The following is a 25,853-nucleotide window of genomic DNA, read 5'->3' on the forward strand; positions in this document are numbered from 1 at the left end:
GGGGTAACGCTTTTCAATGTATCTTATCAATTCGTTAGATGTTGATTGCAGTCTCTAGAGCAACTTTCATCATGTCGTTGAAAGATTTTTGACGATCTTCAGAGCTTAGTTTCTCACCACGGATGATGTGGTCAGATACTGTTAGGATAGTTAGAGCTTTAGCACCAAGATCCGCAGCAACACCGTAGATACCAGCTGCTTCCATATCAACACCAAGGATGCCTAGCTTTTCCATTTTTTCGAAAAGGTCAGCTTCTGGAGTGTAGAAAAGGTCTGCAGAGAATACGTTACCAACTTTAACTGGAACTTCTTGTGCACGTGCTTGGTTTACGGCTTCTTCTAGAAGACCGAAATCAGCGATTGCCGCGAAGTCATGGTTGTTGAAACGAATGCGGTTTACTTTTGAGTCAGTCGATGCACCCATACCGATAACAACGTCCATTAGTTTAACGTCATCACGTACCGCACCACAGCTACCTACGCGAATAACGTTCTTTACGCCGTACTCAGCAATTAGCTCATGTACATAGATGCAGCACGATGGAATACCCATACCGTGGCCCATTACAGAAACTTTCTTACCTTTGTAAGTGCCTGTGTAACCAAACATGTTGCGAACGTCACAAACTTGCTTCACGTCATCAAGGAATGTTTCTGCAATGTATTTTGCGCGAAGCGGGTCGCCTGGCATAAGTACAGTTTCTGCGAAATCACCAGCTTGAGCATTAATATGAGGTGTAGCCATGGTCGTTCTCCAAAGTTTTAACGGTAATTATAGGAACAGGGTTTTATTAATTACCGATTCTGTTGAATTGAATTCGTTTTGTTGAGGCAATATTAGCGAGTTAAAGCGAGGCTCCGTGAGATGTTTGTCACAAATTTGCTCTACCTTTAAAGTATTATTCATATAGATAACCAAATATGTTGAAAGTTTAGAGGCAATCGATTTTGTGTGGTTAAATTACGCTATGTCCAGAAGAAAAACGACAAATAAAGGCCTGTTGCATATCAGCTTGGAGCAACAATACGTTGTCGCGACGTTTGATCAGCGATAATCTAAACTTTGATAGAAAGACCAACCAAGGAATTGTATGTCGTACTGCGCTAACTCGACGCCTTTGCACTCAATGAGAACACAGATACGTAAGGTAGCTTTACCTCTAGTGAGGGTCACCATGCTTGTGGCAGCGATGGCTTCGTCGTGTGTGTCTGCGGCGACCTTTGTACTGCCTCCGGCTGAAAGCCGTATCGTCGGCAGAATACAGCAACACGAAGTGGCTGCTGGCGAAACGTTGGCCATCATTGCTAAGCAATACGATATTGGTTTTCTCTCTTTAATGGCGGCAAACAAAGGCGTTGATCCTTTTCTTCCTGCTGAAGGTTATGTGTTAAGTATCCCTAGCCGTTTGATTCTGCCGGATACGCCGAGAAAAGGCATTGTGATTAACCTTGCCGAGTTAAGGTTGTACTTCTTTGAACCTGAGAAAAATCAGGTGCACGTATTTCCTGTTGGCATCGGTCGAGTGGGGCGAGATACCCCAGAGATGATCACTAAGATAAGCCAAAAAAGACCCAATCCGACTTGGACGCCTCCAAACTCAATTCGTAAAGAGTATCTAGAGAAAGGGATTGAGCTACCAAAAGTGGTTCCTGCTGGGCCGGAAAACCCTCTGGGCGAGTATGCATTACGACTTGCTTATGGTGCAGGTGATTATCTGATACACGGCACCAATAAAGACTTTGGGATAGGCTTGCGAGTCAGCTCCGGCTGTATTCGTATGGAACCTAAAGATATTGAGTGGCTTTTTGAACAGGTTAGTCGTGGTGAGCAAGTCACAATAATCGATGAGCCTATCAAAGTGTCTTTAGAGCCAGATAGGAGCGTGTTTGTTGAAGCTCACGAACCATTGACGCGAAGCGACGGCTCTAAGAAATTATTGCAAATCCCCGTTGAATTAAAATGGTGGCTTGAAGATGCAGATCTACCAAATTCAAAAGCGAAAGCGGTGATATTTGCTCAAAATGGCGTGCCTGTTGAGATAGCACCACCTGTGATTGAGTTCTAATTTGATTGCCTCTTCTGTAACAAGGGGCGTTTATTTTTGTCTACTTGAATTGATACCTTCTACTCGAATTAATGCCTTTTATTCGAATTAGTAACGCCCAAAAAAAGCACCACATCCGTTAAGAGGTGGTGCTGTCTATCTACTGCATTTTGCGACTGATTTAATCTACAGCTTAATCGCACTGAGCTCTCAAACTATTTAGTGTAAGACTCTGCGATGTTGTCGATACGGTCGTTAGCACGATCCGCTTCTTCTTTTGCTGCCATAGCGGCTGCAGCTGCTTCTTGAGCTTTCATTTCAGCTGCCGCTTTATCGCCTTTAAGTGCTTCAACTTCACTGGTTAGCTCAGCAACTTGGTTAGTCAATTGATCCATTTGTGACATTGCAGCTTCTTCTGGCTCAGAAGAACAACCAGCTAAAATGAAAACTGAGGCTGCAGCTGCGATTAACGTCTTATTCATAAGAACTCCTTGCTTATTTATCATCAAAAGATGCGCTATACATTCTTTATCATATAGTCGCTTCATTAATGATTGTAGCGACTAATTTTTTAACTGCAAAAACAATAACTAGAGAAATTACTAAATTTTTGAGGTAATTAGCTGAGCGTCACGTTATGTCTCGTTTATGAGATGGAGGGGTGAGAGCCGGTTTTGATGTGTTTTGGATAGTTATTTCTTTGCGAGCAATGCATACAATGTTCTAGCAAACGAGAGATAAAGGGATAAATTTTCTGTGATCTCTATCCTTATAAAGTACTTTCGCGGTATCATGTCACGTTAAATTAATTTTATTCAATACCATCATGACTGGAGAGTCCTTTGCACTTTAAAGATTTAGGCTTAGATAACCGCTTACTGAAGAACTTAAAACATTACGACTTCAAGAAAGCGACAGAGATCCAATCAAAAGCGATCCCTGTTGCTATTGCTGGTAAGGATCTATTGGCTTCATCAAAAACGGGATCAGGAAAAACATTGGCGTTTGTGTTGCCAATGATACATAAGGCATTAAAAACAAAAGCGTTTTCTGCTAAAGATCCTCGTGGTGTAATTTTGGCTCCTACTCGTGAGCTAGCAAAACAAGTTTATGGCGAGCTGCGTAGCATGCTTGGTGGTCTGTCTTACGAAGCGACACTTATTTTGGGTGGTGAAAACTTTAACGACCAAGTTAAGGCTCTGCGTAAGTACCCTCGCTTTATTGTTGCGACTCCAGGCCGTCTTGCGGATCACCTTGAGCACCGCTCACTGTTTTTAGATGGTGTTGAAACGCTAATCCTTGATGAAGCTGACCGTATGCTAGATTTAGGTTTCGCACCTGAATTGCGTCGTATCGCGAATGCAGCTAAACACCGTCGCCGTCAAACGTTGATGTTCTCTGCGACACTTGATCACGCGGAAGTGAACGACATTGCAAATGAAATGCTAGATTCGCCTAAACGCATCTCAGTGGGTGTTTCTAACGAACAGCACCTTGATATCACTCAGAAGTTTTACCTGTGTGACCATCTCGATCATAAAGAAGCGATTTTAGATCGTGTTATTGAAGAAGCTGAATACCGTCAGGTGATGATCTTCACGGCAACTCGTGCTGATACTGATCGCCTAACCGAGAAGCTAAACGAGAAGAAGCTTAAAGCGGTGGCATTGAGCGGTAACCTAAACCAAACGCAACGTAATGCAATCATGAGCCAGTTCGAGCGTGCGGTTTACAAGATCTTGGTAACAACAGACGTTGCTTCACGTGGTATCGATATTCCAAACGTAAGCCACGTTATCAACTTTGATATGCCTAAGCATACAGAAGAGTACGTGCACCGCGTCGGTCGTACTGGTCGTGCGGGTAACAAAGGTGATGCAATCTCTTTGGTTGGTCCAAAAGACTGGGATAGCTTTAAGCGTGTTGAGCTTTACCTTCAACAAGATCTTACTTTCTCTGTACTTGAAGGTCTAAAAGGTAAATTCAAAGGTATTAAGCCGCGTAAACCTGCTTTTGCTAAAGGCGGTCCTGCGAAGAAGAAAACCAACACTCAAGCTAAGAAAACGCCGAAAAAACCGGTTAAGCGCGATAAGAGCTTCCACAAGAATGTGGCAGTGGGTGATACAGTATTTATCCCTAAGAAGAAAGTTGCGCCAAAAACTGACGACGAGTAATCAACTCGCGTGAGCTAAAAGATTATGTTTATAAATACAGATCTTTATACAAACTAGCGTAAATAAAAACCGCCGATGAAGGGCGGTTTTTTTGTATCTGGTTTCTGCACCTGAGAGGTGTTGTCTCAGGACTCAGAGTCATTCGAAAAGCATTAGAAATCAAAGGTTGAGAATGAATACGCCAAAATATGGTCGGCAATGTATTTGTGGGTGGCGGTCGTTGGGTGTGTTACTCCCCAGAAGACATAGCTGTCTGATCCGTACGCTGCGCAATCATTGGTTAAGCTGTGACTTTTTAGGTAGTCGGCTGCTGAGCTTCTATTTATATTAAGGCAGGCATCACTCGCGTTTCGAAAGCCATGTTGCTCTGGATTATCGGTAATGCTGGCGAACAACGCACTCGCATCGAACAACACCACGTTTTTACCCATGCTTTGGTAATACTTGGCCTGCGTCTTGATGAATTGATTGAACTCTAAAATCTTGCCACGAACTTTAATGATCTCTTGTTCAGTTGAGTATTTGAATTGAGGTGCTTTGGTTGCATCGGGCAAGGTGAACAGCAGGATATTGTTTGCACCAGATTCCGTTAAGCGGATCAAAGCGCTGCTGAAATCGGCCTTTACATCAGCCACTTCTCGGTTGTAGTTCATAAAGTCATTGAGGCCAAACTCTATAGTAAACAACGAGTTTTCTGGGCGGTAGTTTTTGGCGATTTTCATATAGGTTAAGTAAGAGGTGACTTGGTCATATACTCCGGTTAATGCGACGTATTGATTGGTGCCAGCAGCCCCACCTACCGCCCAGTTATAAAGAGGCACATCTTTCGCCTTGGCTAAATACTCTGTCCAGACTAAACCGTTTGAAAAGTGCCCTAAAAACCATGAGTTTGCGTTCGGGAAAACCCATTGAGAACCGTTAAATAGGTTACCGGTGTCAGAAAGACTATCACCGAAGGTGACGATACGGTTGATGGTGTTCGCTTGGACAACGTTGTCATTTGTCCAAATCGAGTGGTTATAAGAGAAGCGATTGTCTGCTGCAAAGTAAGTGATGTCTGCGGCGTCATGTTGGATGTCGAGCGTCTGTTCACAACGCTGCTTGATTTCAGATTGAGGAGCGTCACTGTAGAACATGTTCTTGAAGGATACAGAAGACCACCAGTATCCATTGATTGTGTAGTAATCACCATTTTCCTTTTTCGCCCATTTCCAGTCGGTGGCTGGGGAGTCATGTGAGACATCGGTTCGATACCAGCATCGAACATAAGAATAGGTCTCGGAACCTTGTGTACTAAATACTTGCGCGGATGTAATCGATTCAGGTGTCGGTATTGAATCTTCAGCAGCATAAGCGCCAAAAGGCAGGGTTAATGCGAGTATAAAAGCCGTATTTTTCATCACTGTATTCTCTTTTATATTTAGTGAGCCAAACAAAACGTTGTTGCTTGTGACTGTTTTAATAACTGAATTTCAGATAACTGGTATGACCTATATCTAAAACCAATAGCTCTCGTCAATACATTCAGGTTGTTAGCTGCTCATAACTGGCATAAGTGTCAAAGTTTCAACCACTTTTTGATTGAAAAACAATGGCTTCGAAGTGAAATGGCTAATATCTAACATTTGATTTTAACGAACTATCGCAGGCAAACACGTCGTCATTGACCGGTATGTGATGACTTGTCTATTGAATGCTAAATGAAAACGTTATCAGAAGGGTGGGAGGTAAATTATAATTTAATCAGTAGCTTACCCGTTGGTAATATCAAGCGACGTTGCATTTTCTATGTTCATCACAATTGTTTAATTCAAGTTCAATATCACAAATATCAAGTTGTTACTTTTTGTTTTATAAAATCATCATCTACGGTTTCCTTACTCATCAGAGGTCTAATCTGTTTAAGGGAAGAGCATTGAAAAAGATATTAATTTGGACGATAGCCTGCCTATCCAGTTTTGGCGTCTATGCCGGAACAAGCGCATCGGCATTAGAAGTCAGTGGATACACACAAACGAAATACCCCATTATGTTGGTACATGGTTTGTTTGGTTTCGATACATTAGCGGGTGTCGATTACTTCTATGGCGTACCTGAATCCCTAACCAAAGATGGTGCGAGCGTATACGTTGCTCAGGTTTCAGCTACCAACAGTTCCGAAGTTCGTGGTGAACAGTTACTCGCTCAAGTCGAGACGCTATTAGCCGCGACAGGCGCAAGTAAAGTGAATCTAGTCGGTCATAGTCACGGTGGTCCTACTGCGCGCTATGTCGCATCGGTTCGACCTGATCTTGTTGCTTCGGTGACGAGCATTGGTGGTGTTCATAAAGGATCTAAAGTGGCAGACCTTGTTCGCGGGACGGTATCTGAAGGGTCAGTTTCAGAAGGTATCGCGGTTAAATTGGCTGGTGGATTGACTGCGCTTATCAACCTATTATCTGGTGGAACGGATCTTGATCAAGATGGCCTTGCGTCTCTTGAAGCGTTGACCACTGAAGGTTCGCTTGCATTCAATCAGTTTTACCCTGAAGGCGTGCCAACGTCTGAGTGTGGTGATGGTGAATGGCAAGCAAACAACGGTGTCTATTACTATTCATGGACAGGCTCTTCCACTTTTACCAACCTTCTTGATCCTACCGACGGAGCGATGACAATCCTTGGTTTAGCTTTTAATGAACCTAATGACGGGTTAGTGGGAGCATGTAGCGCGCATTTGGGCAAAGTGATTGGTGATGATTACAAAATGAATCACCTAGACGAGATCAATGGACTATTGGGTATCCACCATCTTTTTGAGACCGATCCAGTGACCTTGTATCGTCAACACGCGAATCGATTGAAGTTGGCTGGCCTGTAGGCCGCATTGCCCATAAGTTAAGATCATAAGGAAAATATAATGAAAAAGATCGCCATTTTGTCGATAACCACGATAGCCCTGATGAGTACAGCGGCGGTCTTTTTATATCTAAAGAAGGAAGATACAAGTTCATATAATAACAGCGAACAAAGCGCTTCTTTATTGAAGGTCGCTTCTCAACAAGATACTGAAATCGATAACGCATCAGCCAAAGACATGATGGAATATTTCGTGTCAGGCAATACAGAATTAACCCTCGAAGATATTCGTGACAACGTGGCAAAACACCACGAGCAATCACAGGTCGCGATCGTTGATGAGGCACTGTTTGCCAAATATCTTGAGTACAAGTCGGCACTGACATCATTAGATGTCCAATTTGATACCACCTCAATATCCGCAGAGGACCTACGCGCACTGAATCAAGCTCTCCTCGATCTTCAAGCGCAGTTTTTCAGTGAGAGTGAGATAAGTATTTTGTTTACCCATGACAACAGAATGAGGGAAATCGCTTTAGAAAAGTTACTTCTGAAACAAGAAGGGCTAGACGAGTTAGAATATCAGCAAAGGCTTGAGTCTTATCTATCTGAACAGCCAGATTACGTTCAAACGAGTCATCAAAATCAGGTGTTATTGCAGCAACTATCCAGCTCTAAGGGCTTAGATGAACAAGGCCGGTACTTGAAGAGAAACGAACTGGTTGGCGAAGAAGCGACGCAGAGGCTCGAAGCGCTTGATCAACAAAGGGCGGACTTTGATGGAGCTTTAGAAATTTACTTTGTTGAACGAAACGACATTTTGAATGACTCAGCACTCTCAGAAATTGAGCAACAAGAGACTATCGCACAACTTCGGACTACGCATTTTCAGCCAGAACAACTTCGAAGAGTGGAAGCGATTGAAAGAATCAGAGCTGCTCAGAGCGATCAGTAATCTCCAGAAATTAAAAAAGCCAACTACTGATGACTCAATAGTTGGCTTAATAATGAAGGACGGTTACTGCAATCTGTACATGCTAAGTAAGTGCTTACAGTTTAAGGCTTAAATTTTGTATCCTAGAGCCTATACCATAAGCCGTTACAGCTGAACCTTAACCTTTACCCTTAAACCTTAAAGAAGCCCAACTGCTGCTTTTGTTGTTCAGCGAGGTTTGATAACTCGTGGCTTGCTGCTGCAGCTTGGGTAATGCCTGTTACATTTTGGCTTACTAAGCTGTAGATATTTGAGATATTACGGTTAATGTCTGAAGTCACTTGGCTTTGCTCTTCTGCAGCAGCGGCGACCTGAGTGTTGATTTCCGTGATATCCGTTACTGAGTTCGCAATGCCTGAAAGTGCAGAGCTTACCTCACCCGAAAGCGTCTGGTTATGTTCCAACATAGACAGCGAACTGCTCATACTCTCATTCGCGTTTCCAGATTGAACCTGCAAGCCTTCAATGATGGTTTGGATTTCTTTGGTCGAATCTTGTGTACGTGCTGCTAGCATTCTCACTTCATCAGCTACAACCGCAAAACCACGTCCGCTTTCACCTGCACGAGCGGCTTCAATGGCAGCGTTAAGCGCAAGAAGGTTAGTCTGCTCTGAGATGCTTTGAATAACCTCAATGACATTACCAATCTTCTCTGAGTGCTCTTTTAGTGTGCCAACAACGTTCGCAGCTTCGCTAAGCTGAATCGCCATTTGCTCGTTGGCTTGGTTACTTTCATTAAACAAGCTCATGCTGTGTGTCGCCATTTCGTCAGCTTGCTTAGACGCGGAGTCGGCTTGTACTGCATTTTCGTTGACGTTTGCTGCTGTGCTCTCAAGTTGATTCACGGCAGAAGCAACTTGTTCCACTTCTTGCTTCTCTTGGTCTGAGTTCGCACTTGATTGTGTCATTACAGCAGCTAGTTCAGTCGATGCTGACGCAACTTCGATGCTGATTCGAGACAGTGAACTTACCGTGTCACGCAATTGCTCAACGGATTTGTTTACGTCTTGCGCAAGACGTGAGATCTCATTGTCTCCATGTTCTTCGGCTTTTACTAGCAGGTTACCTTTTGCTACTTCGCGCATGGTTGCCTGAATATTGTTGATTGGTTTAACAATGATGCCAGCCAGTGTCCAGCTAATAACAAGAGCAATTGATAGAATCACTAAAAGCCCAATAGTCGCAGTATTTAGGGTGCTAGTGTGTTGCTGACCATTGGTATGGACTTGTTGAGTCGCAAGCAAGTTTAGCTTTTTAGAAAGAGTGTCGATTGCTTTTACCATTTCATTACCCGCATGGCGGTATTGGTCAACCGCTGTTTGGTAGCTTGTATCAAAATCAGAAGGTAGGATTGAATTGTCGTGCTTTGCCTTTAACAGGGGAAGCATGGTATTACGTGAGAAGTTAACGTAGTGGTCCATCGCCTTGGTCATTGCTGCGACTTCATCTTGCATACCTGACACTGTTTCCAATGAGTTCAACAGCCGATAATTTTGTTCACGTTTTTGGTTAAGCGTTTCAACGAGTGTGTTTACATCATCAGGATTAAACAAGCTATAGATTGCTTTGATGCGCATGCCGTAGCTATTGTCGACGATTTCGCTGAGTTCTTCTTTATGTAGAATGAGTTGATCTGTCGCTGTTGATACATCTTTAAATGCGTTTTCCAGCTTGTCACCACCGATGATGACACCTGTCAAAAGTAATACGACGGAAAAGAGCACTGGAATAAGAATTTGAACTTTAATTGATAAGCCACTGAGAAGTTGGCGCATGTACTGTCCCTTAATAAATAAATAAATAAATAATTGCAATTGCTTTTATTATAATTAGCCCGCAATTCTAACTAATGAGACTAACAATTCAATCAGTAATGACTTTGATTTTGTTATATGTAGTAAGTATTTAATGTGCACGGTTATTTATTGCACGAAATGGCGGCTAATGTGCGTATTTCTACATATTGTGTTGAAGCTATTAGATTGATAAATATGGAAATTTATTGGTTGTCGTTCGATATAAATGAAGAGGTGTTCTAAGGTGTAGTGCCTGATTTTTCGGTGAACTCTTCGATAAATATGTGAGTTATATAGATGTGCAATCATCAATTGATCGAGTAGGAGATAAATTATCTACTAATTTGTAGTTGTCATATAGGCTTCAATTTAATGAAACACAACTGTCACATTCAGATTCTAAAGTGGGCACCGTTCAAGTTAAACACAACGGCAATAACGCCACTTAAGGAAATTTGTGATGAAAAAGACAGTTATCGGTGCAATCGCTCTTTTAGGTGCACTAACAGTTACTCCAGCTTCAGCTAAAGAAACTATTTCAGCAGTTGGTTCAAGCAGCGTGACGCCACTGATGGAAGTTTTCTCTGAAACATACATGAAAACGAATTCAAACGTATTTATCGAAGTACAAGGCCCAGGTTCGTCTGCTGGTGTTAAAGCGGCGAAGAACGGCAGTGCAGATTTAGGTATGTCTTCTCGTAACCTTAAAGATAGCGAGAAAGAAACAACACTCGTTGAAGAGGTGGTTGCTCGTGACGGCATCGCAGTCGTGGTTAACCCTAAGAATGGCCTTGACGGTCTAACGGCTGAGCAAGTAACAGCTATCTACAAAGGTGAAGTAACAAACTGGAAAGACGTTGGTGGTGCAGACAAGCCAATCGTAGCAATCACTCGTGATACAGCATCGGGTACTCGCGGCGCATTCGAAGACATCATGTCTCTTAAAATGAAGATTTCTGGCACGAAAGTATCAGCAATCTCTCAACGTGCTCAAGTTGCTAACGGTAACGGTGCACTAAAAACAATGGTTGCATCTAACCCTTACGCAATCGGCTATATCTCTTTAGGTACAGTAGATAACTCAGTAAACGCGCTTGCAATTGACGGTACTGAAGCATCTGTAGACAACGTTAAGAACGGTTCTTACAAAGTAGCTCGTCCTTTCCTAGTACTTTACAAAGAAGGTAAGCCTTCTTCTGAAACTCAAAAGTTCCTAGATTGGATGCTAACTGACGAAGCTCAATCTCTTGTTGAGAACAAAGGCTACATCTCAGTTAACTAATCTATATCTCAATTAATTAAATATTGCTCAGCCTACCTTTTCAGGCTGAGCCTTTTCTATCCCACTTCGAGTTAATCCGTACGCTTAGACAGCGTGTTAAGGATTTCGATATGTGAGACTTGTTATGACCATCGCAACGAATAGTGAACAGCTTATGAATAGCGAAGCGACTCAACTGAAACGCGGCTTACGTAAAAAGAAGCGTGTAGATTGGAAAGAGCGTATTTTTCACGGCTTATTTCTTACTAGCGCAATCATCGGCATCGTATCCCTTGCTGTTATTGCTTTTTTCATCGTTAGAGAAAGTATCCCTGCGTTCCAGGAAGCGGGCCTATCGGGCATCGTGCTAGGACAGAACTGGCTACCACCAGCACTTTACGGTGTTGCAACCATGATTGTGGCATCTGTCGTATCGACATTAGGTGCAGTAGTGGTCGGTGTGCCGATTGGTGTGTTAACGGCAATCTTTATTGCTGAAATCGCGCCAAAGCGTCTGGCGGACATCATTCGTCCTGCTGTCGAATTGCTAGCGGGTATACCTTCGGTAGTTTACGGCTTCTTCGGTCTCGTTATTATCGTTCCCCTGATTCAAAACGTATTTCAAGTGCCTGCGGGTAACACGATTTTGGCGGGTATTATTGTTCTGGGTGTGATGATCCTTCCGACGGTAATTACGGTTTCTGAAACCTCAATCCGTGCTGTACCAAGAACGTACAAAGAAGGTTCTTTAGCGTTAGGTGCTTCAAAGATCTTTACTATCTTTAAGTTGCTCGTTCCGGCTGCTCGCTCAGGCATTATGACGGGCGTAATTTTGGGTATAGGCCGTGCTCTTGGTGAAACGATGGCAATCATTATGGTGATGGGTAATGCGCCGGCAATGCCTGAAGGTATCTTGGATTCAGCTCGTACACTAACCGCGAACATTGCGATTGAAATGTCTTACGCGAGTGGTATTCACGCAAGTGCGCTCTATGCGACGGGTGTTGTTCTCCTTGTTTTCATCATGTCTCTGAATGCAATTCTCCTTTACTTGAACCGTGAGAAGGCGAGGTAACATTATGTCTTTAGAAAATAACGTAGCACCTCAAACTAATCCTACGAACCCGCAAGGTAAGACGATGAATAAAATCGCGTTAAAGAAAGCCCGCGCACGTAAAGACGCCGTTCTGAGTGGTTTTATATGGGCTGCTGCCGCGTTAACGGTGGGCTTCTTGTTCTGGATTATGTGGTACATCCTCTCAAACGGCTTACAGCACGTTGATTGGAATTTCATCACGGATGACTACACGCGAACGGGCGATGAGCACGGCATTTTTCCGATGATCATCTCGACCATCTACATGGTTATTGCTTCGATTGCGGTTGCGGCGCCATTGGGTATCATGACGGCAATCTACCTGACTGAATACGCAAAAGTAGGCAGTCGCTTAGTTAAGATCATTCGATTTTGTACCGAATCATTAGCAGGTATTCCGTCAATCATCTTCGGTCTGTTTGGTATGACATTTTTCGTAGCTATTTTAGGTTTAGGTTTCTCTATCCTATCGGGCGCGTTGACACTGAGTATCTTGATTCTTCCAGTGATTATTCGTACTACTGAAGAAGCGTTGATGGCGGTATCTCAAACTTATCGTGAAGGCTCATATGGTTTAGGTGCTTCTAAAATCTACACAATCTGGCGTTTGATTCTACCAAGTGCAATGCCGGGTATTATCACTTCAGTTATTCTGAGTATTGGTCGTGTTATTGGTGAATCAGCGCCAGTATTCTTGACCGCAGGCATGGTTGCTCGTATCCCAGATTCACTATTGGATTCTGGCCGTACATTAACCGTTCACTTATATAAGTTAACGACGGAGCTATTTACCATTGAAGAATGGAATCAAGCATACGGCACAGCAACAGTACTGATTGTTCTTGTACTGCTGATCAACACACTCACGAAGTTGATCGCAAGACGTTTTAATACTGCAACTTACTAAGCAGGGTTTTCTAGAGCCAAATGAGCTCCTAAAACAAAAACAGTACAGACTTTGACGAATTACGAGATTACGAATATGAACAAATTTAATATTAAAGACCTAGACCTTTTTTACGGCGAAAACCAAGCGCTTAAATCAATCAACCTACCCGTGCCAGAGCGCCAAGTGACCGCTTTGATTGGCCCGTCGGGTTGTGGTAAATCAACGCTATTACGTTGCTTGAACCGAATGAACGATCTTATTGAAGGTGTAAAAATCACCGGCCTTCTTGAGATGGATGGCGATAACATCTACGGCAATATAGATGTGGCTGATCTACGTATCAAAGTCGGCATGGTTTTTCAAAAGCCAAACCCATTTCCAATGAGTATCTATGAAAACGTGGCATACGGACTACGTGCTCAAGGTATCAAAGACAAAAAGCACATTGATGAAGTGGTTGAAAGTTCACTTCGCGGCGCGGCACTTTGGGATGAAGTGAAAGATCGTTTGAAAGCACACGCATTCGGTTTGTCTGGTGGTCAGCAGCAACGCCTGTGTATTGCTCGCACTATCGCAATGCAACCAGACGTAATTTTGATGGATGAACCTACTTCAGCACTTGATCCAATTGCGACTCATAAAATTGAAGAGTTGATGGAAGATCTGAAGAAGAACTTCACTATCGTTATCGTAACGCACTCTATGCAGCAAGCCCGCCGTATTTCAGACCGCACGGCTTTCTTCCTAATGGGAGAGCTTGTAGAGCACAACGAAACCAGCGTTATCTTCAGCGAACCAAAAGATGATCGCACTAAAGGCTATGTAAACGGTGACTTTGGTTAATTGCTTAATCGATAACGTGGTCAATACCACTAACTGAAACGCAGGTTAGATATTCGATTTACAGAATTATCACTATAACTATAAGCGATGGAAGTTTTGCCCCACTTTAGGTGGGGCTTTTTTATGCTGTTAAAAAACATCACATGTCGACGAAATTTTGGGCAGGAAATCCCATTTTTGTAGTCCTTCTCATGCTTGTGATAATGCAAAAGGTCAAATTGCGACCCACTTAACATCTCATTTTTAGTTACATTGATTGCATATCAAGGCTTCTGTATTTTTGCGTTATTCTTATTAGCCAATGGATCAACGCCGTGCATGTTAAAGCCTTTGCAAAACAGATATCTGCTACGCGTGATCACCGTTTATTGGCTGAGTCTCTGTTTGACTACCTGATTAAAATGCTTGGCCCCCAAGGGGTCGGAATATTTGCAGAGCCAATACCAGAAAGTGACTCGTTACCGTTGTTTTCCTACGGTGAATTAACCTCTCTTGATCATTACCCTTCAACATTTTGGCCATGGGTTTCACAGTTCGACACTGCAGACGGTGTGTTACCGATGTCGCTCAATACGTGCAAGTGGGAGCACAGTAAAGCGCTTGGTGGAGAGTCGTTCATCATGATGCTCGACAACGCACCAGCCTGTAGAACTTATTTAATTATTCAAAATTGCATCGCAGAAAAAGTTAATCAAACCTTTGACCAAGGGCTGGATGGCCTTCAATTAGCGGCAGCTCGCTGGCAGTGTATTCGCGCAGAAAAAAATGCAGCTATCGAGATTAAGCATAGGGATACACGTGAAGCGCAATATCTTGATGAAATTAAGCTTCGAGAGTTGTTTGTCGAGAATATGAAATTGGTTCATCAGGTGGCGTTAGAGCTCTCGAACCCTGAATCATTGGATGCACTCTACAAAGCATCGGTAGAGGCGGTACGCGATAGACTTGGTTTTGATCGCGCCATATTTATGTTGCTTGATATGAAAAAGCGTTGTTTTAGTGGCACCTACGGCACCGATGAACTAGGAAAAACCAACAGCGAACATCACACTCAATATGACCTGCATCAGCTTGAATCGGAATATATCGAGGCATTGTCTGACAACCACACTAACTTGGTCGTTATTGAACATGCTCCACTCTACACTGAAGGTAAGGTTGTAGGGCAAGGGTGGAATGGCATGCTTATTTTGCGTGAAGGGGATAAACCCGTAGGTTGGATTGCCATGGACAACTACATTCACCGCTCGCCAATCACCAATTACCAAAAGCAGATGCTTGAATCGTTCGGCTCTCTGCTGTCTCAGATATACATTCGTAAACGCCAAGAACTGAACATCCGAATGCTGCATTCGAGTATGGTTGAGTTGTCTCGCTGCGATAGCGTCAGTGCTGTGTGTAAGTCCGCCGTCAGTTTTGCTATTCAGCATTTAGGCATTGATCGATTAGCCGTTTTCCTTACCGATAAAAATTGCAGTTACATGCAAGGTACTTGGGGTACCGATATAAAAGGCGATATTGTCGATGAGTCCTATTATCGATCAGAGCTGGTAGAGCGCGACATTGTGTCTGCAGCTCGTACTTACCCTAACCAAGTTGCTTTTGAAGAATCGGTCCCAATTTATCATGATTATAATATTGTCGGAGTTGGCTGGACGGCAATGACAATGCTCACCACAAATACAGGCGTTCCGATTGCGTTTATCGCTGCGGATAATTTGCTAACACGAAGCCCTTTAACTTCACAACTGCGTGAAGTGATACGTATCTTCGCCTCTAGCCTTGCTGAAGTCTTACAAAGAACCATGGCGCAAGAAGAGATCAAAAAGCTCAATGAAACCCTAGAACAAGAGGTTAGCAAGCGAACTCAAGAGCTTGAAAATGCGAATGAACAGCTCGATGTGATTTCTAAACTCGACCCGCTGACTCGTCTTGGTAATCGCCGTATGCTGTCACAAGTTTTAGATAATCTGAATTGTGAGGAACAAGGTGCATTTGCTACGCAGAATGAGGTCACCTTTGGGTTAATTCTTGTCGATCTTGACCATTTTGGTTTGTACAACAGTGTCTATGGCCATACTGAGGGGGATGTCGCTTTACGTGCCATTGGCAAGATACTGAGCACTCATGTTTACGGTGATCAAGAAACCTTCTGTCGTATCGGCGGTGAGGAGTTTATGTTGTTGATGATCGGCACCAATCACACAACAACAAAGCAGCGTGCAGAGTCGATTCGACAAAGTATTGAAGATGCAAAAATTCTCCATTGTAAAAGTAGCACTAGCCAATATTTAACCGCGTCTGTGGGTTATGCATCGATAACTTCGGATCAGCGCCAGTTCGATTTTGATTTGTTGTATGGCAAGGCAGATAAGGCTTTGTATAAGGCGAAAGATTCAGGGCGAAATAGAATTGTCTCGGCTATGAAGCGAAGAAAAGTTGCGGCTACACTGACTTAGTGTGGTATCTGTTTTTCCCGTTCTCAAAAACGACTGAAGCCGTGATGATCACAATGTGGTCATCACGGCTTCGTTCTTTTTTTTACTTAGATTTTCTGCCTAATTAGCTTTCTGCTTACTTAGAACACCGGTTAATTAAAGCCTTTCTAATGTGCTCTTGTGTGCTTTGTTCGAGATGCGTTTTGGTTTCTTAACCGTTTTGATTACCTCAGAAGGATCCCATGGCTGACTTAGTGAGTCATCTTCAGCATAAAGGCTTTGGTTTAGCTTGTTTAACTCACGTTCAACGGCTTCTAACGTCTCATCGCGTAGATCGGCATTTTCAGATTTCCACTGTTCGAACAAAGTTCTCGTCTTCACACCGTCTTTCATTTTCAGAGCGGCAATAAGCGCTTCTGCCGTATCGGATTGACGTTCATCTTTTTGCTTTGGTTTTACTGCTTCACCGCGGCGTGACCATAAGTAGAAAGTAATCGCAGAACTGGTTAACCACAACATAGCAAATAGCGCAGTGAGATAAGGCCATATTCCTGGGTTATCAACGCTAACAACCGTCGGGCTTACTTGTTGTATCGGCGCTTCAATCGCTGGAGGAGGCGTACTTGATGCAGCTTGCTCGCTAGCTTGTACCGACAATTTTAAGCCAAGCGCTTTACTGGTTTGTTCCGATTGAGTGTCGGTGTTGAACCAAGCTTGAGACACATCAGGAAGCGAGATATTTCCGGCTTCTTTCGGAATCAATACTTGCTTATAAACGACCACAGCATCACCAGACTGGGTTGTGCCAAATTGCGGTTTCTCTTCATAAACACGTATCGATTTAGGGTAGGTGATGTTTAGTTTCGGCAGTTGGTGTTGTGTTAAATTACGCGCTGTCATTGTGATGGTGCGAGTTAACGAATCACCGGCTTCCAATTTAAAACCTTGCTTATTACTATCGAAACCATCGCTATCTGTTAGCTCATTACCTTGGCTGTCTGACCATTTCTGTAGCAACTTAAAGTCAGAGGTTGGTAACCACTCACCTTGATAGCCTTTTGGTACAGGCTTGACGGTGACATTCAGACTTTCAACAGGAGTATCGAGCTGGAAAAGGCGAGTTTTGCTTGAGTTGTTGGTTGAGTAAACAACAGCACCGGTTAACTTTGGCCCTTGAAGCTGAAATTGTCCTGCTTGCTGTGACGATATATGGAAAGATTGCTGAACAACTGTGACTTCTTGTCCGTTGATAACATCTTGGAACTGTTTCGACTCACCGATGGGTTCCACGTCCAAATTTGATGAGTTTGGTAGAGAGATCTGGGGATCTTGTAATCTTCTTGGATCCGCTTTGATGATGAGCTTTACATCAAGCTCGGCGACTTCTTGTGGATACAAGATGTTTTTGCTGAGATTTAATTGGAATTCCGCCATATCACTCTGCTTTGGAGCGGCTTTATTAATCGAAACGTTGATGGTGATCGGTTGGGTTTTGGCACCTTCAATATCAAAGCTAGGTATTTCTAATCGGCCTAATCGAAGTGGGGCAAGGGTAATATTCCACTCGCTAGACACAGTGCGGCTACCATTGACGATTCGCATCGATGACCCAAAGCTTGGGGTGCCGACGTAGAAATTCTTCTGAAGGAAGGTTAGATCTAAAGCACCGGACGATACTTTTTCATCGGTCGCCACTCTAAGTAGGAAGACTTCATCTTTGGTAACACTGTTTTGCGAAACACTCGCCACAGCGGTCGCTGCGAATACAGAGTGTGACGAGAAAACACCGATTAGCAGTGTCAGTAGCATTGATAAAAATGGCTTGTTTAAAAATCGCATGGTTACCACTTTTTATTTTGGTTGTTAGGGGCACTTTTTTGTCGTGCTTGTAGAATCATTTGCGCTTTAAGCAATTGGCTCGGATCACGAGCGCTTTCTACTTGCTCAAGTTTTCGCATATCAGGATCGCTCGACATAGGTTGACCGGATACTTGTGCTGCAGCTTGTTGAGCGTTGTTATCAGTGTTTTCCTTAGCAGTCTCTTGTGCTTGGGCTGCCTGAGATGCTGAGTCACCCTTGTCCTGTGACTGTTTATCTGCTTGATCCGCTTTGTTTTGTTGCACAGCTTGCTTGTCGCTTTCTTCATCCGCCTTGGAATCAGAGCGACTATCAGCTTGGCTTTCATTTTGATCTTGGCTGCCGCTTTGACTTTGCGACTTCCCATTGTCAGTAGAGCTTTGTTGTTGATCCTGCGAGCTTTGCGAAGAATCATTTTGCTGACCTTGCTGGTCTTGTTCGTTTTGGTCTTTGGACTCAGAATCGCCTTGCTGTTGCTGTTGCTTCCGAGCCTGTTCGACAATCTCTAGATTCTTCTTTGCGTAAGTATGTTCTGGGTTACTTTCGAGAATACGTTGATACTCTTTTATCGCTTGGTCGTACTTACCTTGCTTTGCTTGTGCATTGGCGAGGTTGTAGCGAGCATCTTCGCCAGAAAGACCTTGTAGCGTCTGTTCGGCCGCTTCGAAATCACCGGCTTTGTATTGCGCAATGCCTTTCCATTCTTGCTGTTCGAATTGTTCTGCGGCATGTTGAAAGTCCTCATCTTGATATAACTGATAGCCCACTTGGTTATCGGTTTTCCAAGGGTTTGCAAACGCAGTATTCGGTTGGCTGAACGAGACAAGTACAGCTAGGCCACACCAAATGACCCCTTTTCGAAATAGCCCAAGTGCAGGAAGTAACAGAAACGGTAATAACCAGAAACCGTTGTTCACTCTGGTGTTGAGTGAGTTATTGGTTTTAGTCACTTCTGATGTTGTCGCAACTCGGTCGAGGTAACTTGCGATGTGTTCAACGTCTGAGTTATCAAATTGAACTTCAGTGAACGTACCACCAGAGCGACGAGTCAGGTCGCGCATATTGCCTACGTTGGTTTTCGCAACCACGGTTTGTCCTGAGTCGGTCTGTAACATCGAACCTGTAGGTAACGAGATCGGCGCGCCGCTTTCCGTACCTACAGCCAAGACTGATAATGTCCAATTACTACCAGAGAGTAGTGAGTCGATATCTTTCTTCTCTTGACCATCAATATCATCAGCAATCAGTACCAGATCGCCTTTATAGATATGAGCACGAGTCATCATCTCAATCGCAAGCTTAACTGCCGATACTGCATTGCCGCCTTGGAAGGGCATGATATCTGGTGACAGGTTGGGTACGAGGTTCTTGATGGTGTTGATGTCAGACGTTAGCGGACTGATGGTGTAAGCATCTCCGGCGTATGCCACCATTCCCGTTAGGCCTTCTTTCCAGAGTGATAGTAGATCCAAAGCCTTGTATCGCGCCTGTGTTAAACGGTTTGGTTTAATGTCAGTGGCATACATCGACATCGACATATCAATGAGCACAACTCGAGCTTGTGTTTTTTCAAAGCTTGGTTGTTCATTTTTTTCAAAGCTTGGACCGGCCAATGCGATGACACCGACCAACCACCAAACACCGAAATAAGTGCTGCGGTTTTTCGAGGGTTTGTTCGATTCAGGAGCCAAATAACGGGCGATGTGTGACGCCAATAACCCTTGCTTGGATTGTCTCTTGCTAAGCCACCAAATAGCGGGCAGCACGGCAAGAGCCAAGAACCAATATGGGTAGATAAAAGTAAAGTTAGACATTGTTTCTCCTAATGGCTAACAGCATAAATGCGAAGAACATGGCCGCCGACAGAGGACAGACAAACCACTCTTGTTGTGGTCGCCAGATCTTAGTAGCGTTCGTCACGGGTTCTAATTGGTTGATGGTGTCGTAAATCGTTGCAAGCTCTTTGCTGTCTCGCGCACGGAAGTATTGACCGCCAGTGCGTTTAGCGATTTCCATTAGAGTACGCTCATCCAAGTCTTGAGCAGTATTGACCTTACGAGTCATGAAGAACTCTTTGACCATCATCTCGCCAGCCCCGACACCCACGGTGTAAATTGTGGCGTTGTATTTCTTTGCAATATCCGCCGCTTCAAGTGGGTCTAATACGCCCGCGGTATTACTGCCGTCACTGAGTAGAATCATTACACGCTGAGGAGCGTCGCTGTCGACAAAGGTTTTGGTGGCAAGGCCGATACCATCACCGATCGCAGTTTGAGTACCAATCAGCTTTAGCACTGCCTGATTCAGCTGTTGTGAAAGCGTGTCTCTATCTAACGTCAGTGGCGTCTGTAAGTAGGCGTGATCAGCAAATAGCACCAATCCGACTCGGTCGCCTTTTCGTCGCTCAATAAAGTCACTCAATACATGTTTCACCGCAGATAAGCGATCGATGTATTCACCATTGAACTGCATGTCTTCTTGGCTCATCGAGCCGGAGAGGTCGACAACCAACATCAAATCACGGTGTTTCGGCTGAAACTCAACCGGTTCGCCGTACCAAACTGGACGTGCCATCGCAGTCACTAATAAAAGCCAGGTGATGACCGATAACGCCTTGGGTAAGCGACTGCTCGGTGTTTTGGTATTGCTGTCCTCGGGCAAAAACGGAAGCCTTAGGGCGTTGTTCGATTCCGCCTTAGGCGAGAACAAGTAAACAAGGATTGGCAATGGCGCTAGGAAAAACATCCACCACCAAACAAACTCGATATTTAGTAAGCTCGTGTTTAAAAGATCAGTCATAACGACCTCGCTTTGGAGGAAGGGCTTTACGAAGCCATGTTTCGCAGTCGTTAACCAATTGCTGTTGAGCCTTTTTCTGTTCGTCGGTCATTAAGGTTGCATCTTGGTAGAGCGCTTGTTGCCATTGCGATTGTTTTGCGGCGAACAAAGGTTTTGCCAATTGCGCATCTAAGAACGTCAACCAATCATCACCAGATAAGCCTGCCACTTTTTCGCGTGGGAAATAGCTTAGTGCTGCCTGACGAACGATGTCTTGAGCTGCACTCGGAGACAAGGTATTTGAAGGCTGACTATCACGAAAGCAAGCAAGTGCTTCGTTCTTCGCGTATTGGTTCTTTTGTCTTTTGTTTACAATGAAAAATACTAAGGCGATCAGAACAATGGCCGTGATAATGATTAACCACCAACCCCATGCCAAAGGCCACCATGACGGTGCGCTTGGCGTAATAATAGGGCTCAAGTCGAGAGGTTGATTCATGACTGAACTCCTGATACTTGGCTCATTAACGATTGCGCACAAGACAATGAACTGTATGGGATCGCCAAAGAAAGGCTCATTTGCATAAGCTGTTGTTGCTTCTGATCAAATGCGTGACTGAGCTTTTCCTTTTCCTTGCTTGATGAAAAGTTAAACCATTGCGTTTTATTGCCGTCGGTGATCTGTTTTGAACCTTTGAAAGCAGTGACACCTTGCTCTAATGGATCGTAAAAATGCACCAAGCGAACCCGATTATGTCGACGTATTTGATTGATAAGTGAGTAATTACTTTCGCTATAACGAACAAAATCACTGAGCATAATGATATCGCTGCCTTTCGGGCAAAGCTGATGAAGAGACTTCAGCCCATGCTCTAAGGTTGTGTTGCTGTGATTGTTTGGGTTAGTCAGCGCTGCGTTATTGATTTCTATGACTTTTTGTAAAATACGCAGCGGAGCGTGGTTGCTAGCACTGGGTTTAATCTCAATGATCTCTTGACCAGTATCGATCACTGCACCAATACGGTCTTTTTGAGCGACGGTTAACCAGCAAAGTTGGCTGGCAAAGTGTGCGAGTTGAACCGATTTAAGCAACAAGGTTGAGCCGAAAATCATACTGCTCGACAGATCTAAGAACAAAATCACAGGCTGTTCTCTTTCTTCAGAAAACAGTTTGGTATGCGCCTTGCCTGTTCTCGCCGTGACGCGCCAATCAATGCTGCGGATATCGTCGCCCGCCTGATATTGACGAACCTCAGAGAAATTCATCCCGCGACCTTTACGATTGCTTTCGTGCTGGCCGTTAAGTTGCGACCACAGGCTCTTGGCTGGAGGCAACCAGCGAACAGACTGCGCTTTGTATTGCAGCAGTTCGTCCAAATTCAACGTGACACCGTCACTATGGTTGGGTAATTGATTATTCATGCGCGTATCCCTATGCGCTACCAACCAAAGAGATAAGGTGTGCGATCACTTGGTTTGCAGTGACCCCTTCGGCTTGTGCGTGGTAGCTACGAAGCAGGCGGTGACGCAGTACAGGGAATGCCATCGCTTGAACATCTTGTGGAGTAACATAGTCGCGGCCAGCAAGCCAAGCGTGAGCGCGGGCACAACGGTCTAACGCGATGGTTGCACGCGGGCTAACACCCATGTCTAACCATTGATCAAGCTGGTCGCTGTATTGCTTAGGTTGGCGCGTCGCCATTACCAATCTGATGATGTACTGCTCAATGGTGTCTGCCATGTGAATGTTGAGCACTTCTTGGCGAGCTTCGAAGATAGTTTGTTGAGAAATAGGCTCTGGTTGAACTGGTTGATTGCCTTGAGCTTCGCCTCTGTTTAGGCGCAAAATCTCCAGCTCACTTTCCATGTCTGGATAAGCCACTTCTAAATGCAGCAAGAAACGGTCTAATTGAGCTTCTGGTAGCGGGTAAGTACCTTCTTGCTCAATCGGGTTTTGCGTTGCCATCACCAAAAACAGATCAGGCAGAGCATAGGTTTTTCGACCTGCGGTCACCTGCTTCTCAGCCATCGCTTCTAGCATTGCGGCTTGCACTTTCGCCGGAGCACGGTTGATCTCATCCGCCAGAATAAGCGAGTTGAAAATCGGGCCAGATTGGAAAGTGAATTGTCCCGTTTCTGGACGAAATATATCGGTACCCGTTAAATCAGCAGGTAACAAATCTGGCGTGAATTGAATGCGGTGGAAGTCTCCCTCGACACAGTCAGCCAATGATTTTACTGCGCGAGTTTTTGCTAGCCCGGGAGGCCCTTCAACGAGGATATGACCATCGGCCAAAAGGGCTATCATCAGCTGCTTAACAAGCTCTTTTTGACCAATGATTTGAGACTCTAAATAGTTTTGAAGGACTTCGAAATTTGTTTTGTGCATTTTGGACTCTCTGGGTATCCATTTGATTTTTATTTTGAGTATTGGTCACTGATTACTAGGAAAAAGTTCCAGTACGTTTGTGGAATTTATTTTTTCAAAATTGGAATTATTTACAAGCGGTTAACGAGAAAAAACCACTGAGCCATGGTTTGTACCATATCAATTGTTTTTTATATATCAAAGCTTCAGAGGTCTGTCGTTAAGTGAGCTTCGTGGAACCTTATTATCCAGATAATTAAAATGAATGGTTACGTTTCACTGCATTAGTCTTGCTGATAGTTTTTTCTATAGAAGAATGATTACTTTGTTTCACCATGCTTACAAATTTTTGCGAAATACCTCTCTAGTTTGATGGGGTTTAGCCGATATATGGTGGAGAGAGTGCACTACTGGTTTAAGTGCACCAAAAAAATCCTGTTCAGGATATATAAATAACGAGCGATTCTTTTTAAAGGTCCAAATATGTTGAAAACTAACTCTCTGAGTATTAAACAAAAAGTTGTACTTGGAATTACCTTCGCAGTTCTTGCATCAACGGTGATTGTCGGTGCGATGGCACAAAAGCAAGCAAGAGATGTTTTGAGTCATCGATTAGTCGATATTGAGCTTCCGGGAATGTTAGAGCGAATTAATGGTGAAATTGACCGTGAAGTCTCTCAGCTATTGTTAGCTGCGGAACAAATTGCTTCGAATGAATTCATTTCTGACGCTATCGAATCGACCGATCGTGATGCCGTCTTAGAGAACAAGCTAGTAAAGCAATTGAACAATATTCGTAACCAATACCAGCTAAATGATGCCTCGGTAGCAAACCGTCAAACGGCCTACTACTGGAACCAAGATGGCTTCTTGCGTCAACTCAATCAACAGCAAGATGGTTGGTTCTTTGGCTTTACGCAATCTGGCCAGCAGACAATGGTCAGTATGTTCCAAGAAGCGACAGGTGAAGTGAAAATGTTCGCTAACTACCAACAACCTTCTGGTTTAGCGATGTCTGGCTTATCGAAATCGATGGGTGACATGGTAAGTCTACTCAATAGTTTTAAGATCGAAGATACCGGTTTTGTTTTCTTAACGAATAGCCAAGGTGATGTTCAAATTCATCGCGAACGTTCGCTTAGTGATTCATCACTTCAACAACTTTACGGTCCTCAATCTAGTCAGTTGTTAAGCAAGTCAGGATTTAACCTGATTACAACGGAACATAAAGGACAAGAGTTGTTTGTCGCGAGTTTGTATGTGCCGTCAATGGATTGGTTCGTTGTTGGTGAAGTTCCGACGAGCGAAGTTTTTGCTGAGCTTGATGCAACGGCTAAACAGATGCTGATCATGACCGCTGTTGTAGCGTTAATCTTTATTCTGATGGGCGTAGTGCTAGCAAACAGTATTACTCAACCGATTAAACTTTTGGCTAAGCGATTCGGTGACCTTGGCGAAGGTGACGGTGACCTTGCTCAGCGTATCGAAGTGAAAGGCAACGATGAAATTGCACAGCTTTCAAAGGGCTTTAATGGATTCATCGAAAAGATTCACGAGTCGATGAAAGAGGTGTTTTCTACAAGCCAAGCACTTCAAGTCGCCGCTGAGAGTGTTTCTAATAAAGCACACATCACCCACGACAATAGCCAAGAACAACGAGATCAAACTCTTCAGGTAGTTGCGGCGATTAACCAGATGGGCATGACAATCAGCGAGATTGCATCGAATGCGGCAACGGCTGCGGAAACGGCAACACAGGCTTCAGGCAATACTGAAGTAGGCCGATCTGTGGTAAATAAAGCAAAAGATGCGATCAGTCGTTTAGCGCAAGACATCGAAAGTACAGGTCAAGTGGTAGAGCAGTTAGCTTCAACGACTCAAGACATTGGCTCTATTTTGGGTGTAATTCGTGACATCTCTGAACAAACCAACCTACTAGCTCTGAACGCTGCTATTGAAGCTGCGCGTGCGGGTGAACAAGGTCGCGGTTTTGCCGTTGTAGCTGATGAGGTTCGTAACCTAGCAAGCCGTACCGCAGATTCTACGGAAGAGATTCAAAAGATGATCAACCAACTGCAAAGTGATGCTAAAGATGCCGTAACGGCGATGAGTGCAGGTAAAGTGATTACACTTGAAGGTGTATCGGCATCGGACGAAGCGGTGGATGTACTGGGCGGTATTTCAGACCGTATCGTTGATATCACTGACCGTAACACTCAAGTGGCAACGGCAACGGAAGAGCAATCAACTGTAGTTCACACCATCAACCAGAACATTGAAGAGATCAACGCGATCAACGAAGTGACGACTGGAACCGCAGAGCAGCTTGCTGAAGCGAGCCAAGAACTTCAACAGCTTTCTTCTCGTCTAGATAAGATGGTTGGCTCGTTTAAGCTTTAATAGCGGATAAACTGCAACACTTACATTGGAGCCGGATTCATTTCACGTGAATCCGGCTTTTTTACGTCTGATGCTGCTT

20 protein-coding genes are annotated in these 25,853 nt (G+C 44.0%); 10 read left to right on the top strand and 10 right to left on the bottom strand.

All coding sequences use genetic code 11. The annotated features are described in order from the left end of the window. Window positions 1–34: 34 nt before the first annotated feature. Window positions 35–745, bottom strand: coding sequence for a purine-nucleoside phosphorylase (deoD, locus tag AB4232_RS01495; RefSeq protein WP_004732072.1), 711 nt, complete (start codon window positions 743–745; stop codon window positions 35–37). Window positions 746–1,091: 346 nt separating this feature from the next. Here deoD and AB4232_RS01500 point away from each other — a divergent pair, with 346 nt between their 5' ends. After that, window positions 1,092–2,066, top strand: coding sequence for a L,D-transpeptidase family protein (locus tag AB4232_RS01500; RefSeq protein ID WP_032555087.1), 975 nt, complete (start codon window positions 1,092–1,094; stop codon window positions 2,064–2,066). Between the two features lie 194 nt (window positions 2,067–2,260). Here the strand turns inward: AB4232_RS01500 and AB4232_RS01505 are convergent, their stop codons facing one another. Beyond that, window positions 2,261–2,527 (bottom strand): Lpp/OprI family alanine-zipper lipoprotein, encoded by a 267-nt coding sequence (locus AB4232_RS01505; protein WP_009845829.1) that lies wholly within the window; start codon window positions 2,525–2,527, stop codon window positions 2,261–2,263. Window positions 2,528–2,887: 360 nt separating this feature from the next. On the opposite strand from AB4232_RS01505, the gene AB4232_RS01510 reads away from it, so the two are divergent. Next, a complete protein-coding gene (locus AB4232_RS01510) occupies window positions 2,888–4,219 on the top strand; it encodes a DEAD/DEAH box helicase (RefSeq protein WP_009845828.1) in 1,332 nt (443 codons plus the stop codon). A gap of 152 nt (window positions 4,220–4,371) precedes the next feature. Here the strand turns inward: AB4232_RS01510 and AB4232_RS01515 are convergent, their stop codons facing one another. Continuing rightward, entirely contained in the window at window positions 4,372–5,619 is a 1,248-nt protein-coding gene (locus AB4232_RS01515) for an SGNH/GDSL hydrolase family protein (protein ID WP_372085827.1), read from the bottom strand. Between the two features lie 515 nt (window positions 5,620–6,134). On the opposite strand from AB4232_RS01515, the gene AB4232_RS01520 reads away from it, so the two are divergent. Both AB4232_RS01520 and AB4232_RS01525 read left to right on the top strand, forming a co-directional pair. Further along, window positions 6,135–7,076, top strand: coding sequence for a lipase family alpha/beta hydrolase (locus AB4232_RS01520; RefSeq protein WP_372085807.1), 942 nt, complete (start codon window positions 6,135–6,137; stop codon window positions 7,074–7,076). A 39-nt stretch (window positions 7,077–7,115) separates the two neighbouring features. Further along, a complete protein-coding gene (locus tag AB4232_RS01525) occupies window positions 7,116–8,009 on the top strand; it encodes a lipase secretion chaperone (protein WP_372085809.1) in 894 nt (297 codons plus the stop codon). Window positions 8,010–8,179: 170 nt separating this feature from the next. Here AB4232_RS01525 and AB4232_RS01530 read toward each other — a convergent pair whose 3' ends face one another. Next, window positions 8,180–9,823: a methyl-accepting chemotaxis protein gene (locus tag AB4232_RS01530; RefSeq protein ID WP_017101006.1), complete on the bottom strand. Its 1,644-nt coding sequence runs from the start codon at window positions 9,821–9,823 to the stop codon at window positions 8,180–8,182. Window positions 9,824–10,304: 481 nt separating this feature from the next. Between AB4232_RS01530 and AB4232_RS01535 the strand changes: the two genes are divergently transcribed. From AB4232_RS01535 to AB4232_RS01555, 5 genes are all read left to right on the top strand, one after another. Beyond that, window positions 10,305–11,126 (top strand): phosphate ABC transporter substrate-binding protein, encoded by an 822-nt coding sequence (locus AB4232_RS01535; protein WP_009845822.1) that lies wholly within the window; start codon window positions 10,305–10,307, stop codon window positions 11,124–11,126. A 124-nt stretch (window positions 11,127–11,250) separates the two neighbouring features. Beyond that, a complete protein-coding gene (pstC, locus tag AB4232_RS01540) occupies window positions 11,251–12,180 on the top strand; it encodes a phosphate ABC transporter permease subunit PstC (protein ID WP_009845821.1) in 930 nt (309 codons plus the stop codon). Between the two features lie 64 nt (window positions 12,181–12,244). Then, window positions 12,245–13,108 carry a phosphate ABC transporter permease PstA gene (gene pstA / locus AB4232_RS01545; RefSeq protein ID WP_012600195.1) on the top strand — a complete coding sequence of 288 codons (864 nt, stop codon included), beginning with the start codon at window positions 12,245–12,247 and terminating at the stop codon, window positions 13,106–13,108. 75 nt (window positions 13,109–13,183) lie between these two features. After that, window positions 13,184–13,933, top strand: a complete 750-nt coding sequence (pstB, locus tag AB4232_RS01550) for a phosphate ABC transporter ATP-binding protein PstB (RefSeq protein WP_009845819.1) — start codon at window positions 13,184–13,186, stop codon at window positions 13,931–13,933. Between the two features lie 314 nt (window positions 13,934–14,247). Then, the gene (locus AB4232_RS01555) at window positions 14,248–16,392 is read left to right on the top strand and encodes a GGDEF domain-containing protein (RefSeq protein ID WP_372085811.1); all 2,145 of its coding nucleotides are present in this window, start codon (window positions 14,248–14,250) and stop codon (window positions 16,390–16,392) included. 135 nt (window positions 16,393–16,527) lie between these two features. On the opposite strand, the gene AB4232_RS01560 is transcribed toward AB4232_RS01555, so the two are convergent. Genes AB4232_RS01560 through AB4232_RS01585 form a run of 6 tightly spaced genes read right to left on the bottom strand, consistent with a single transcriptional unit; the run spans window position 16,528 to window position 23,395 of the window. Continuing rightward, on the bottom strand, window positions 16,528–18,210 hold the full coding sequence (locus AB4232_RS01560) for a BatD family protein (RefSeq protein ID WP_372085813.1): 1,683 nt from the start codon (window positions 18,208–18,210) through the stop codon (window positions 16,528–16,530). Between the two features lie 2 nt (window positions 18,211–18,212). Continuing rightward, window positions 18,213–20,042: a VWA domain-containing protein gene (locus AB4232_RS01565; RefSeq protein WP_372085816.1), complete on the bottom strand. Its 1,830-nt coding sequence runs from the start codon at window positions 20,040–20,042 to the stop codon at window positions 18,213–18,215. Further along, entirely contained in the window at window positions 20,035–21,027 is a 993-nt protein-coding gene (locus AB4232_RS01570; RefSeq protein ID WP_135382360.1) for a VWA domain-containing protein, read from the bottom strand. Before AB4232_RS01570 ends, AB4232_RS01565 begins: the two co-directional genes overlap by 8 nt. Next, window positions 21,020–21,505: a DUF4381 domain-containing protein gene (locus AB4232_RS01575; RefSeq protein ID WP_135382359.1), complete on the bottom strand. Its 486-nt coding sequence runs from the start codon at window positions 21,503–21,505 to the stop codon at window positions 21,020–21,022. Before AB4232_RS01575 ends, AB4232_RS01570 begins: the two co-directional genes overlap by 8 nt. Beyond that, window positions 21,502–22,428, bottom strand: coding sequence for a DUF58 domain-containing protein (locus AB4232_RS01580; protein ID WP_135382358.1), 927 nt, complete (start codon window positions 22,426–22,428; stop codon window positions 21,502–21,504). The genes AB4232_RS01575 and AB4232_RS01580 overlap by 4 nt, the downstream gene beginning before the upstream one ends. Window positions 22,429–22,438: 10 nt before the next feature. Further along, window positions 22,439–23,395 carry a MoxR family ATPase gene (locus tag AB4232_RS01585; RefSeq protein WP_135382357.1) on the bottom strand — a complete coding sequence of 319 codons (957 nt, stop codon included), beginning with the start codon at window positions 23,393–23,395 and terminating at the stop codon, window positions 22,439–22,441. 462 nt (window positions 23,396–23,857) lie between these two features. Between AB4232_RS01585 and AB4232_RS01590 the strand changes: the two genes are divergently transcribed. Continuing rightward, entirely contained in the window at window positions 23,858–25,774 is a 1,917-nt protein-coding gene (locus AB4232_RS01590) for a methyl-accepting chemotaxis protein (protein ID WP_372085820.1), read from the top strand. Window positions 25,775–25,853: the final 79 nt, after the last annotated feature.

Origin of the sequence: Vibrio sp. 10N.286.46.A8 (assembly GCF_041470165.1) — a bacterium.
Taxonomy (GTDB): Bacteria; Pseudomonadota; Gammaproteobacteria; order Enterobacterales; family Vibrionaceae; genus Vibrio; species Vibrio tasmaniensis_A.

Excerpts from the sequence above, each read along its gene's own strand:
- AB4232_RS01525 (WP_372085809.1), top strand. The coding sequence starts at position 7,116 with ATGAAAAAGATCGCCATTTTGTCGATAACCACGATAGCCCTGATGAGT.
- AB4232_RS01515 (WP_372085827.1), bottom strand. The coding sequence starts at position 5,619 with ATGAAAAATACGGCTTTTATACTCGCATTAACCCTGCCTTTTGGCGCT.
- AB4232_RS01530 (WP_017101006.1), bottom strand. The coding sequence starts at position 9,823 with ATGCGCCAACTTCTCAGTGGCTTATCAATTAAAGTTCAAATTCTTATT.
- AB4232_RS01560 (WP_372085813.1), bottom strand. The coding sequence starts at position 18,210 with ATGCGATTTTTAAACAAGCCATTTTTATCAATGCTACTGACACTGCTA.
- AB4232_RS01565 (WP_372085816.1), bottom strand. The coding sequence starts at position 20,042 with ATGTCTAACTTTACTTTTATCTACCCATATTGGTTCTTGGCTCTTGCC.
- AB4232_RS01580 (WP_135382358.1), bottom strand. The coding sequence starts at position 22,428 with ATGAATAATCAATTACCCAACCATAGTGACGGTGTCACGTTGAATTTG.
- AB4232_RS01575 (WP_135382359.1), bottom strand. The coding sequence starts at position 21,505 with ATGAATCAACCTCTCGACTTGAGCCCTATTATTACGCCAAGCGCACCG.
- AB4232_RS01505 (WP_009845829.1), bottom strand. The coding sequence starts at position 2,527 with ATGAATAAGACGTTAATCGCAGCTGCAGCCTCAGTTTTCATTTTAGCT.
- pstA (WP_012600195.1), top strand. The coding sequence starts at position 12,245 with ATGAATAAAATCGCGTTAAAGAAAGCCCGCGCACGTAAAGACGCCGTT.
- AB4232_RS01535 (WP_009845822.1), top strand. The coding sequence starts at position 10,305 with ATGAAAAAGACAGTTATCGGTGCAATCGCTCTTTTAGGTGCACTAACA.
- pstC (WP_009845821.1), top strand. The coding sequence starts at position 11,251 with ATGACCATCGCAACGAATAGTGAACAGCTTATGAATAGCGAAGCGACT.
- AB4232_RS01570 (WP_135382360.1), bottom strand. The coding sequence starts at position 21,027 with ATGACTGATCTTTTAAACACGAGCTTACTAAATATCGAGTTTGTTTGG.
- AB4232_RS01585 (WP_135382357.1), bottom strand. The coding sequence starts at position 23,395 with ATGCACAAAACAAATTTCGAAGTCCTTCAAAACTATTTAGAGTCTCAA.
- deoD (WP_004732072.1), bottom strand. The coding sequence starts at position 745 with ATGGCTACACCTCATATTAATGCTCAAGCTGGTGATTTCGCAGAAACT.
- AB4232_RS01590 (WP_372085820.1), top strand. The coding sequence starts at position 23,858 with ATGTTGAAAACTAACTCTCTGAGTATTAAACAAAAAGTTGTACTTGGA.
- pstB (WP_009845819.1), top strand. The coding sequence starts at position 13,184 with ATGAACAAATTTAATATTAAAGACCTAGACCTTTTTTACGGCGAAAAC.
- AB4232_RS01500 (WP_032555087.1), top strand. The coding sequence starts at position 1,092 with ATGTCGTACTGCGCTAACTCGACGCCTTTGCACTCAATGAGAACACAG.